Origin of the sequence: Cellulomonas citrea, from assembly GCF_009829685.1 — a bacterium.
Taxonomy (GTDB): Bacteria; Actinomycetota; Actinomycetes; order Actinomycetales; family Cellulomonadaceae; genus Cellulomonas; species Cellulomonas citrea.
On record NZ_VWSD01000100.1, the window covers coordinates 1 to 11,183 of the forward strand.

Sequence of the window (11,183 nt, forward strand, 5' to 3'; positions counted from 1 at the left end):
GGCGGCGGCCTTCCGCACGGCGGCGGTCTGCGCCGGGGTGACCTGCCCGCCGTCCGCCGGCCGGAGCACGACGAGCGCCGGCAGCGTGGTGTCGGGGTCGAACGCCCCGGACAGCTCCGCGGCGCGTGTCGACTCGGCGCTCGACGGCAGGAAGAGCGCCGCGTCGTTCTTCTGGACGGTCGAGAGCTTGCCCTGCGCGGCACCCCCGACCCCACCGATCACGAGCCAGGCCAGCAGTGCGAGGATGACGGGCAGCGGTCGGAGCCATCGCGGCGGAGAATCGCTCAGCATGCTGAGGATTGTGCGGTCCCGACGGACCCACGGCAACCCGGGAGAGGAGCCCCATGTCCGACGAGCTGGTCGCGCACGCCCCTCCGACCCGTCCGGGACCGCCACGCCCCGGCACCGACCCCACCTCCACCGACCCGTCCGACTGGACCACGGGCCGCATGCTCTCGGTCGCCGCCCGGCGGGTCGAACGCGCCTGGAACGCGCACCTGGCCGGCTGGGACCTCAACCATGCGAGCCTTCCGGTGCTGCTGCACCTGCTCGGTGGCCCCCTCTCCCAGCGGTCGCTCGCTGACCGCATCGGCGTCACCGAGCAGACGATGAGCCGAACGATCGGACGGCTCGAGCGCACCGGTCTGGTGACCCGCGCCTCGCACCCCGGCGACCGCCGGCGGATCGACGTGACCATCACCGGCGAGGGACGCATCGCCGCGCTGCAGGCCGCCGACCCACGACGCGCGGACGACATCGTGACCCGGTCGCTCACCTCGGAGCAGGCCGGTCAGCTGCGTGAGCTGCTCCTGCTGCTCGTCCGCCAGGACGAGGAGCACCCGCCCGATGCGCCGCCCACGAAGGAGCCCGGATGAGCCTGCACTACGTCGACCTGGGCCTGGAGACGACCCTGTCGCCCTACGAGCCGACCTGGGCGCTGCAGCGCGAGGTGCACGCCGCCGTCGCCGACGGGACCCGGCAGGACACCGTGCTGCTCGTCGAGCACGCCGACGTCTACACGGCCGGTCGCCGCACGGCCCGCAGCGACCGACCGACCGACGGCACGCCCGTGGTCGAGGTCGACCGGGGCGGGCGGATCACGTGGCACGGCCCGGGCCAGCTCGTCGGCTACCCGATCGTGCGGCTGGCCGCACCGGTCGACGTCGTCGGATACGTGCGCGCGCTCGAGCAGGCGCTCATCGACGTGTGCGCACAGCTGGGGCTGCACGCGACGCGCGTCGAGGGCCGGTCCGGCGTCTGGTTCCCCGCGGACCCGACCACCCGCCGGCGCGAGCGCAAGGTGGCCGCGATCGGGGTGCGGGTCGCCCGCGGGGTGACCATGCACGGGTTCGCGCTCAACGTGTGCCCGGACCTGACCGCGTTCGACCGGATCGTGCCGTGCGGCATCGACGACGCCGACGTCACGAGCCTGTCGCTCGAGCTGGGACGCCCGGTGTCGATCGGCGAGGTCGACCCGCTCGTCCGGACGCACCTCGAACGCGCCCTCACCGCGCTGCTGGCCGCCCCGGCGACCGCGGCGGATCAGGTCAGCGCCGAGGCGATCTCCTCGCCCCAGGCGTAGGCGGCCGACAGGTCGCGGTGGTCGCCCGGCTCCACCGGGACGAGCGCGACGAGCGACCGTTCGGTGATCGACAGCGCCTCGGGCTGCACCCTGCCCCCGAACACCCGGGTCGCGGTGGCCCGCACCTCGCGGGCGACCTGCTCGACGTCCTCGGGGGTGCCGACCCGTGCCGGCTCGTCGGTCGCAGGCCCCGACCAGAACAGCCACACCGGCCGGTCGCGCAGCAACGCGCCCTGCCGCTCCACGAGGTCCTTGAGGTCGAGCCCGGCGCGTCCGACGTACACCGACGTGCCGAGCACCACCGCGTCGTACCGGTGCACGTGCTCCACGTCGTCGGGCTCGATCTGGTCGACCTCGTGCCCACGGGCCGCCAGCGCCTGCGCCACCTGGTCACCGAGCTCCCGGGTCCCACCATGCCTCGACGAGACGGCGACCAGAACCTGCATGGCGGTGCCCCTTCCGCTGACGGTCGCGCCCACGCGGCCGGAGGTCTGGCCAGAGTCGCGGAGCGCGCCCCGGTGGGCCAGGGCCCTAGGTCCTCACCCGAGGCCGGTTAGGCTGCGCGCGTGGGAGTCGAAACCGTGGGAGTCGAGGCGCAGGGCCGACGCATGCTGCGCATCGAGGCGCGCAACGCCCAGACACCGATCGAGCGCAAACCGGAGTGGATCCGCACCCGCGCGACGATCGGCCCGCAGTACGCACAGCTGCACGACCTCGTCGCAGGCCAGGGCCTGCACACGGTGTGCGAGGAGGCCGGCTGCCCCAACATCTTCGAGTGCTGGGAGGACCGCGAGGCGACCTTCCTCATCGGCGGCGACCAGTGCACCCGGCGCTGCGACTTCTGCCAGATCGACACCGGACGGCCCGCCGCGCTCGACCGCGAGGAGCCGACCAAGGTGGCGTCCTCCGTGACCACGATGGGCCTGCGCTACGCGACGGTCACCGGGGTGGCCCGTGACGACCTGCCCGACGGCGGCGCGTGGCTGTACGCCCAGACGGTGCGTGAGATCCACGCCCAGAACCCGGGCGCCGGGGTCGAGCTGCTCATCCCGGACTTCCGCGGCACCCCCGAGCTGCTCGCCGAGGTGTTCGACTCGGCCCCCGAGGTCCTGGCGCACAACCTCGAGACGGTGCCGCGCATCTTCTCCCAGGTGCGTCCCGCGTTCCGCTACGAGCGCTCGCTGGGGGTCCTCACCGCCGCCCGCGACGCCGGTCTGGTCACCAAGTCCAACCTCATCCTCGGGATGGGCGAGACGACCCAGGAGGCCGCCGACGCGCTCGCCGACCTGCACGCCGCCGGCTGCGACATCGTCACGCTCACCCAGTACCTGCGCCCGTCGGTGCGCCACCACCCGGTGGCGCGCTGGGTGCACCCGCAGGAGTTCGTGGACCTGGCCGCGCACGCCGACGCCCTCGGCTTCGCCGCCGTGATGGCCGGACCGCTCGTGCGCTCGTCGTACCGCGCCGGCCGGCTGTGGGCCCGCGCGATGGAGCGCCAGGGGCGCGCGCTGCCGGCGAACCTGGCCCATCTGGCGCAGGGCGGCTCGGCCCGCCAGGAGGCGTCGGCGCTGCTCGCCCGCAGGTAGACTCGCGCCTCATGGCACGCCAGTCAGCGACCCCCTCCGACGCCGAGCCGAAGGCCCGCAAGCCCAAGAAGGTGCGCTGGTACCACCAGCTGTGGCAGGCGTACCTCATGACCCAGCGGTTCGACCCCCGCACGGGGTGGATCCTCGGCGGGATCGTGGTCGTCACCATCGCCGTGTTCGCGCTGCTGGGCGCGTTCGTCTTCCACAACGTCTGGTACTGGGCGGTGCTCGGGCTGCCGTTCGGTCTCATCCTCGCGATGTTCTACCTGTCGCGCCGGGTCGAGGTGGCCGCCTACACCCAGATCGAGGGCCAGGAGGGGGCGACCTTCTCCGCGCTGTCGACCATCCGCCGCGGCTGGGCCTTCACCCAGGAGCCGGTGGCCGTCGACCCGCGCACCCGCGACCTGGTGTTCCGGGGCGTCGGCCGACCCGGCGTGCTGCTCATCGGCGAGGGCCCGGCGCACCGCGTCGGCCGTCTGCTCGAGGCCGAGCGCAAGCGGACCGCACGTGTCGTCGGCGGTGCGCCCATCATCGTCATGCAGATGGGCAACGACGAGGGCCAGGTGCCGCTGCGCAAGCTCACCCGTGCCGTGCAGAAGCTGCGCCCGACCCTCACCAAGCAGGAGGTGGCCGAGGTCGACAAGCGCCTCACCGCCCTCGGCGGGGTCCGGCTGCCGGTGCCCAAGGGAGTCGACCCGATGCGGGTGCGTCCCGACCACAAGGGGCTGCGCGGCCGCTGACCGACAGCTCCGCGGTCAGCGCCGCACGATGACCGTGCGCGCCACGACGTCGTGCAGGCCACGTCCGTCGCCCGTCCACACCACCGCGGGGATCACCAGGCACAGCAACGCGGTGCGCGCCGCCGCGGCGAGCAGCCCGGGCACGGCGCCGGTGCGCTCGGAGCGCACCTGCACCCCGGCCAGCCGGTGCCCCAGTGTGTTGCCGGCCAGCCCGACGAGCAGCACGTTCTCGACCGCGAACACCGCCAGGGTGACGGTCGGGTCTCCGCGCGTGAACCACAGCCCGCCGCTGGTCGGGGCGATGGCGGCCGAGATCGCCAGGCAGGCGACCCAGTCGACCGCCAGGGCGAGGAACCGGCGTCCGAGCGGTGCCACCGCGGGCCGGGAGGTCTGCGAGGTCATCGGGCCACGGTAGCCGCCGTGACCTGGTCGGCTGCGGGTGCGCCAGCAGGCGGGCAGCTCGTCGGCCCGGCCCGCGGACGTGCCATCGTTACATCGGGACGCTGCCCGTAACCGCCCGGAAACACACCGTGCACGGCAGAGAAACGCCCCGCTCGTAACCTCGGGTCGCCCGTAGGCTGCGGGCACCTTCGACCGAGGAGCAGCGGATGTTCACAAAGCCAGAGGAAGTCCTGGCCTTCATCAAGAGCGAGGACGTCAAGTTCATCGACGTCCGCTTCTGTGACCTGCCCGGCGTGATGCAGCACTTCAACGTGCCGGCCGCGTCCGTCGACGAGGACTTCTTCGTCAACGGCCAGATGTTCGACGGCTCGTCCATCCGTGGGTTCCAGGCCATCCACGAGTCGGACATGAAGCTCATCCCCGACGTCACCACGGCGTACATCGACCCGTTCCGCACGGCGAAGACGCTCAACATCTCGTTCCACATCGTCGACCCCTACACCGACGAGCCCTACAGCCGCGACCCGCGCCAGGTGGCCGCCAAGGCCGAGGCCTACCTGAAGTCGACCGGGATCGCCGACACCGCCTTCTTCGCCCCCGAGGCGGAGTTCTACATCTTCGACGACGTGCGGTTCCAGACCCGCCAGGACGCGGCGTTCTACTACATCGACTCCATCGAGGCCGCCTGGAACACCGGCCGCGAGGAGGGCCCGAACCTGGGTCACAAGACCCCGTACAAGGGCGGCTACTTCCCCGTCCCGCCGGTCGACCACTTCGCCGACCTGCGCGACGAGATCTCCTCGATGCTCGACGACCTCGGCCTCGAGGTCGAGCGCGCGCACCACGAGGTCGGCACCGCCGGCCAGGCGGAGATCAACTACCGCTTCGACACCCTGGCCAAGTCGGCCGACAAGGTGCAGCTGTTCAAGTACGTGGTGAAGAACGTGGCGCACGCCGCCGGCCGCACCGCGACCTTCATGCCGAAGCCGCTGTTCGGTGACAACGGCTCGGGCATGCACGTGCACCAGTCCCTGTGGAAGGACGGCAAGCCGCTGTTCTTCGACGAGAAGGGCTACGGCGGTCTGTCCGACCTGGCCCGCTGGTACATCGGCGGTCTGCTCAAGCACGCCCCGGCGCTGCTGGCCTTCACCAACCCGACGGTGAACTCCTACCACCGCCTGGTGCCCGGCTTCGAGGCTCCGGTCAACCTGGTCTACTCGGCCCGCAACCGCTCCGCGTGCATCCGCATCCCGGTCACCGGTTCGAACCCGAAGGCCAAGCGCATCGAGTTCCGCGTGCCCGACCCGTCGAGCAACCCGTACCTGGCCTTCGCCGCCATGCTCATGGCGGGCCTGGACGGCATCCAGAACCGGATCGAGCCGCCGGAGCCGGTCGACAAGGACCTGTACGAGCTGCCCCCCGAGGAGCACGCGCAGATCCAGCAGGTGCCGGGCTCGCTGTCCGAGGTCCTGGACAACCTCGAGGCCGACCACGACTGGCTGACCGCCGGCAACGTGTTCACGCCGGACCTCATCTCGACCTGGATCGACTACAAGCGCTCGGCCGAGGTCGACCCGCTGCGGCTGCGCCCGCACCCGCACGAGTTCGAGCTCTACTACGACGTGTGATCCTCGCGGGCTCGCGGCTGCTCCCGAGCGCCCGTGACCCACACGACCGGTGCCCCCGGCCTCTTCGGAGGCCGGGGGCACCGTTGTCTCTGGCGCGCGACCCGATGCCGTCAGGAGGACCGCGCCCGCGCCGCCAGATGAGGTCGGCGCGGAACCTGGCGCACTCGCCTCAGGGCCCGGCGCAGCCGGCTCAGCCGTAGAAGACGCGCTCCACCACGGCACGTGCCCGGCGGGCCGTGCGCAGGTACTCCTCCTCGAGCTGGCCTCCGGCCCCCGGCGCGTACCCGAGCACCCGGGCGACACCCGCCAGCGTCCGGCGGTCGTGCGGCAGCAGATCGGCGTGCGCCCCGTCGAGACGTCCCGACCACAGCACGTTGCCGTCCCGCACCCGGGAGGCCAGCTCCCAGGCTGCGGTGAGCGCCTGCGCGTCCTCCGCCGAGAGCAGCCCGGCCTGCGCCGCCGCGCCCAGGGCCGCCAGCGTCGAGGTGGTACGCAACCCCGGCACGTCGGCCGCGTGCTGCAGCGCGAGCAGCTGGGCGGTCCACTCGACGTCGGCGATGCCACCACGACCCAGCTTGAGGTGACGGGCCGGGTCGACCCCGCGCGGCAGCCGCTCGGCCTCGACCCGTGCCTTGATCCGCCGGATCTCGCGCACCCCCGCCAGGTCCAGACCCCCCGCCGGGTAGCGCACCGGGTCGATCAGCTCGACGAACCGCTCCCCCAGCTCCGCGTCGCCGGCGACCGGCCGGGCACGCAGCAGCGCCTGCGCCTCCCACGGGGACGACCAGCGCCCGTAGTACTCGGCGTACGCGTCCAACGACCGCACCAGCGGTCCGTTGCGCCCCTCGGGACGCAGGTCGGCGTCCACGGCCAGGGCCGGTTCGTTCCCGACGTCGCCGAGCAGCGCCCGCAGCCGGGTCGCCGTGGCCATCGCCCACTCCTGGGCCAGCTCCTCGTCGTCGGCACGTCCGCGCACGAACAGCACGTCGGCGTCCGAGGAGTAGCCCACCTCACCGCCGCCGAGCCGGCCCATCGCCACGACCAGCATCGACGTCGGGTCCTGCGCCAGGTCGAGCTGCCGGCGGGCCTCGAACCGCGCGATCCGCAGCGCACCGGCGAGCACCACGTCGGCGGCCACCGTGAGGGACTGCGACGCCCTCGTCCCGGTGACCACCCCGAGCACGTCGGCGGCGGCCGTGCGAGCCAGCTCGCGGCGGCGCAGCGCACGCAGCGCGGTGGCGGCCGGGACGGGCTCGTCCGCCCGGGTGAGGATCGCGTCGGCCTCCCCCATGAGCCGCGCGAACGTGCGCGGCTCCAGGTCGGCGTCGTCGTCCAGCCAGCGCACCGACTCCGGTGACCGGGCCAGGGCGTCGGCGACGTACCGCGAGGTCGACAACGCCTGCGCCAGCCGGCGGCCCGCCGTACCGGAGTCGCGCAGCAGCTTGAGGTACCAGTGCGTGGCGCCGAGCTCGTCGGACAGCCGACGGAAGGCGAGCAGACCGCCGTCCGGGTCGGCACCGTCGGCGAACCAGCCGAGCATCACCGGCAGCAGCTGACGCTGGATGGCCGCCCGCCGGGACACGCCCTCGGTGAGCGCACCGATGTGCCGCAGCGCACCCGCGGGGTCGCGGTAGCCGATCGCGGCCAGACGGGCCTGCGCGGCCTGCGGGGCCAACCGGGCCTCGTCGGCGGACAGCTGGGCCGTGGCGGGCAGCAGCGGACGGTAGAAGAGCTCCTCGTGCAGGCGGCGGACGTCCCGACGCACCTGGCGCCACCGATCGCTCAGCCCCTGCGCACCCTCGATGCGCATCCCGACCGACCGCGCCAGTCGGGTGAGCTCCGGCTCGGTGGTCGGCATGAGGTGGGTGCGCTGCATCCGCATGAGCTGCACCCGGTGCTCCACCACGCGCAGGAACCGGTAGCAGACCGCCAGCTGGGCGGCGTGGTCGCGTCCGACGTACCCGCCGGCGGCCAGCGCCGCGAGGGCCGTGAGCGTGTTGCCCGAGCGGATCGACTCGTCCGCGCGTCCGTGCACCAGCTGCAGCAGCTGGACGGTGAACTCGACGTCCCGCAGCCCGCCGACCCCGAGCTTGATCTGCCGGTCGGCCTCGGCCCGCGGGACGTTCTCCTCCACCCGGCGCCGCATGGCCTGGGCGTCCTCGACGAAGTTCTCCCGGCCCACGGCCGACCACACCATCGGCTGGACCATCGCGACGTAGGCGCGTCCGAGCTCGACGTCGCCGGCCAGCGGACGGGCCTTGAGCAGGGCCTGGAACTCCCACGTGCTCGCCCAGCGCTCGTAGTAGGCCCGGTGGCTCGCCAACGTGCGCACCAGCGGCCCGTTCTTGCCCTCGGGCCGCAGCGCGGCGTCCACCGGCCACAGCGCGGGCTCCCCCGACGCCGTCGAGCAGGCCCGTGCAAGCCCCGCCGCGAGCCGGGCACCCATCGCGAGCGCCTCGTCCTCCGGGGCGCCCTCGACCGGCTCGGCGACATAGATGACGTCGACGTCCGAGACGTAGTTGAGCTCACGTCCGCCGGTCTTGCCCATCCCGATGACCGCGAGCCGCACCTGGGCACCGTGGTCGGGCAGGTCGGCCCGGGCCAGGGCGAGCGAGGCCTCGAGCGCGGCCGCCGCAAGATCGGCCAGGGCGGCGGCCGTCGCCGGCATCCGGGTGAGCGGCTCGACACTCGTGAGGTCGTTCGCGGCGATGCGTAGCAGCCGGGTGCGGTAGGCCAGGCGCATCGCATCGGTGCCCGCGGCACCGACGAGGCCGGCCACCGGGACGGGGCTGTCCGGATCGGCGTGCACAGCGCGCAACAGCTCGGCCCGCACCTGCTCGACCGGCACCCCCGTGGCGGGCTGCGGGTCGAGCACGACCGGCAACGCCTGGGGGTGAGCGGCCAGCACGTTGCCCAGGGCGGAGGAGGCACCGAGCACCGCGAGCAGCCGAGCCCGGGCCGCCGGGTCGTCAGCCAGGGCACCGGCCAGGGCGCCGGACAGTGCCGCGTCACCCGCGACGGCCTCGGCGAGCGCGACCAGTCCGAGCAGCGCCAGGTCCGGGTCCGCCGTGTCGCCCAGGTGCTCGGGGAGCACCTGGGCCACGTCGGGCAGCACCCCGGCGAGTGCGGGCGAGGCGAGCAGCCGCTCACCGCGCGCGGTGTCCCGGACACCGGCGCGGGTCAGGCGCAGGGACAGCGACGGCTCGCGACCTGACCCGAACGGCAGGCCGGTCACAGCGACGGCAGGAACCGGGCCAGCTCGAACGGGGTGACCTGGGCGCGGTACTCCAGCCACTCCTGGCTCTTGTTGCGCAGGAAGTAGTCGAACACGTGCTCACCGAGGGTCTCGGCCACCAGCTCGGAGGACTGCATGAGCTTGATCGCCTCGTCCAACGAGGTCGGCAGCGGCTCGATCCCGAGCGAGCGGCGCTCGGCGTCGGTGAGCTCCCACACGTCGTCCTCGGCGCCCTCGGGCAGCTCGTAGCCCTGCTCGATGCCCTTGAGACCGGCGGCAAGCATGACCGCGAACGCCAGGTACGGGTTCGCCGACGAGTCGAGCGCGCGGTACTCCACGCGGCTCGAGTTCCCCTTGCCGGGCTTGTACATCGGGACGCGGACCAGCGCGGACCGGTTGTTGTGCCCCCAGCAGATGTAGGCCGGCGCCTCGGCGCCGCCCCACAGTCGCTTGTAGGAGTTGACGAACTGGTTGGTCACGGCGGTGATCTCGGCGGAGTGCCGCAGCAGACCGGCGATGAAGGACCGGCCGACCTTGGACAGCTCCAGCGGCGCCCCCGGCTCGTGGAACGCGTTGTGGTCCCCTGCGAAGAGCGACAGGTGCGTGTGCATGCCCGAACCGGGCTGGTCGGCCAGCGGCTTGGGCATGAACGAGGCGAACACGCCCTGCTCGAGCGCGACCTCCTTGACCACCGTGCGGAACGTCATGATGTTGTCGGCGGTGGTGAGCGCGTCGGCGTAGCGCAGGTCGATCTCGTTCTGGCCGGGACCTGCCTCGTGGTGCGAGAACTCCACCGAGATGCCCATCGACTCGAGCATCGTGATGGCGGCCCGGCGGAAGTCGTGCGCCGTGCCACGCGGGACGTGGTCGAAGTAGCCGCCCTGGTCGACCGGCACGAGGGTGCGGGTCGGGTCGGCCGGCGCCTCGAAGAGGTAGAACTCCACCTCGGGGTGCGTGTAGAAGGTGAAGCCCTGCGCCGACGCCTTCTCCAGCGCCCGACGCAGCACCTGGCGCGAGTCGGCCAGCGACGGTTCGCCGTCTGGGGTGAGCAGGTCGCAGAACATGCGGGCCGCGCCGTGCCGCTCGCCGCGCCACGGCAGCACCTGGAACGTGGTGGGGTCCGGTTTGGCGATCATGTCCGCCTCGTAGACCCGTGTCAGGCCCTCGATCGCGGAGCCGTCGAAGCCGATGCCCTCGCTGAAGGCGGACTCCAGCTCGGCCGGTGCGATGGCCACCGACTTGAGGATGCCGAGCACATCGGTGAACCAGAGCCTGATGAAGCGGATGTCCCGCTCCTCGACCGTGCGGAGCACGAAGTCCTGCTGCCTGTCCATGCCCCTATCCTGCCTGATCGCCGGGGGTTGGGTACCGCCCGTCGGGGCCGGGTCTAGGCTCGATGTCGATCAAGGGCGACCGGTCAGGCCGTGCCCCACCGCCGGCCGGTGGAGACAGCCGGCCAGTGGAGGGATCTGTGATGGACCAGACGGCGCGCCGGGTGCGCGTGCACCACCTGCAGCAGGCGAAGGCGGCCGGTGAACGGCTCACCATGCTCACGGCCTACGACGCGATGACGGCCCGGATCTTCGACGCCGCCGGCATCGACATGCTGCTCGTGGGCGACTCCATCGGCAACACGATGCACGGCTACGACACGACGCTGCCGGTCACCGTCGACGAGCTCGTGGTCGCGGCGCGCGCGGTGGCCGGTGCGGCCCGACGGGCCCTCGTCGTCGTCGACCTGCCGTTCGGCTCCTACGAGGCCGGGCCCGAGCAGGCCCTGGCCACCGGGGTCCGATTGATGAAGGAGACCGGCGTCCAGGCGGTCAAGCTGGAGGGCGGCAAGCGGGTGTGCCCGCAGGTGCGTGCGCTCACCGACGCCGGCATCCCCGTGGTCGGGCACCTGGGCTACACCCCGCAGTCCGAGCACGCGCTCGGCGGCCCGCACGTGCAGGGGCGCGGCGCCTCGGGCGGGGACCGGCTGCGGGCCGATGCGGTGGCCCTCGCCGAGGC

10 protein-coding genes and 1 pseudogene are annotated in these 11,183 nt (G+C 72.9%); 6 read left to right on the forward strand and 5 right to left on the reverse strand.

The features are described from left to right. Positions 1-291, reverse strand: a pseudogene (locus tag F2B26_RS11255) (MMPL family transporter); the annotation flags it as partial. A 53-nt stretch (positions 292-344) separates the two neighbouring features. Between F2B26_RS11255 and F2B26_RS11260 the strand changes: the two are divergent. Beyond that, positions 345-875, forward strand: coding sequence for a MarR family winged helix-turn-helix transcriptional regulator (locus F2B26_RS11260; RefSeq protein ID WP_159809379.1), 531 nt, complete (start codon positions 345-347; stop codon positions 873-875). Continuing rightward, the gene (gene lipB / locus F2B26_RS11265) at positions 872-1,582 is read left to right on the forward strand and encodes a lipoyl(octanoyl) transferase LipB (RefSeq protein WP_159809381.1); all 711 of its coding nucleotides are present in this window, start codon (positions 872-874) and stop codon (positions 1,580-1,582) included. The genes F2B26_RS11260 and lipB overlap by 4 nt, the downstream gene beginning before the upstream one ends. Here the strand turns inward: lipB and F2B26_RS11270 are convergent. Beyond that, the gene (locus tag F2B26_RS11270) at positions 1,543-2,028 is read right to left on the reverse strand and encodes a flavodoxin domain-containing protein (protein ID WP_159809383.1); all 486 of its coding nucleotides are present in this window, start codon (positions 2,026-2,028) and stop codon (positions 1,543-1,545) included. The genes lipB and F2B26_RS11270 overlap by 40 nt on opposite strands. A gap of 162 nt (positions 2,029-2,190) precedes the next feature. Here F2B26_RS11270 and lipA point away from each other — a divergent pair, with 162 nt between their 5' ends. Both lipA and F2B26_RS11280 read left to right on the forward strand, forming a co-directional pair. Beyond that, positions 2,191-3,168: a lipoyl synthase gene (gene lipA, locus F2B26_RS11275; RefSeq protein WP_438939195.1), complete on the forward strand. Its 978-nt coding sequence runs from the start codon at positions 2,191-2,193 to the stop codon at positions 3,166-3,168. An 11-nt stretch (positions 3,169-3,179) separates the two neighbouring features. After that, positions 3,180-3,908 carry a DUF4191 domain-containing protein gene (locus tag F2B26_RS11280; RefSeq protein ID WP_159809385.1) on the forward strand — a complete coding sequence of 243 codons (729 nt, stop codon included), beginning with the start codon at positions 3,180-3,182 and terminating at the stop codon, positions 3,906-3,908. Between the two features lie 15 nt (positions 3,909-3,923). On the opposite strand, the gene F2B26_RS11285 is transcribed toward F2B26_RS11280, so the two are convergent. Further along, positions 3,924-4,310, reverse strand: a complete 387-nt coding sequence (locus tag F2B26_RS11285) for an RDD family protein (protein WP_159809387.1) — start codon at positions 4,308-4,310, stop codon at positions 3,924-3,926. A gap of 206 nt (positions 4,311-4,516) precedes the next feature. On the opposite strand from F2B26_RS11285, the gene glnA (F2B26_RS11290) reads away from it, so the two are divergent. Continuing rightward, on the forward strand, positions 4,517-5,938 hold the full coding sequence (gene glnA / locus F2B26_RS11290) for a type I glutamate--ammonia ligase (protein ID WP_159809389.1): 1,422 nt from the start codon (positions 4,517-4,519) through the stop codon (positions 5,936-5,938). Positions 5,939-6,128: 190 nt separating this feature from the next. On the opposite strand, the gene F2B26_RS11295 is transcribed toward glnA (F2B26_RS11290), so the two are convergent. Together F2B26_RS11295 and glnA (F2B26_RS11300) are read right to left on the reverse strand one after the other, a co-directional pair. Next, positions 6,129-9,173: a bifunctional [glutamine synthetase] adenylyltransferase/[glutamine synthetase]-adenylyl-L-tyrosine phosphorylase gene (locus F2B26_RS11295; RefSeq protein ID WP_438939194.1), complete on the reverse strand. Its 3,045-nt coding sequence runs from the start codon at positions 9,171-9,173 to the stop codon at positions 6,129-6,131. Further along, positions 9,170-10,507, reverse strand: a complete 1,338-nt coding sequence (gene glnA / locus F2B26_RS11300; RefSeq protein WP_159809391.1) for a type I glutamate--ammonia ligase — start codon at positions 10,505-10,507, stop codon at positions 9,170-9,172. Before glnA (F2B26_RS11300) ends, F2B26_RS11295 begins: the two co-directional genes overlap by 4 nt. A gap of 140 nt (positions 10,508-10,647) precedes the next feature. Between glnA (F2B26_RS11300) and F2B26_RS11305 the strand changes: the two genes are divergently transcribed. Then, positions 10,648-11,183 (forward strand): 3-methyl-2-oxobutanoate hydroxymethyltransferase (locus F2B26_RS11305; RefSeq protein ID WP_201292712.1); only part of this gene is annotated, 536 nt, incomplete at its 3' end.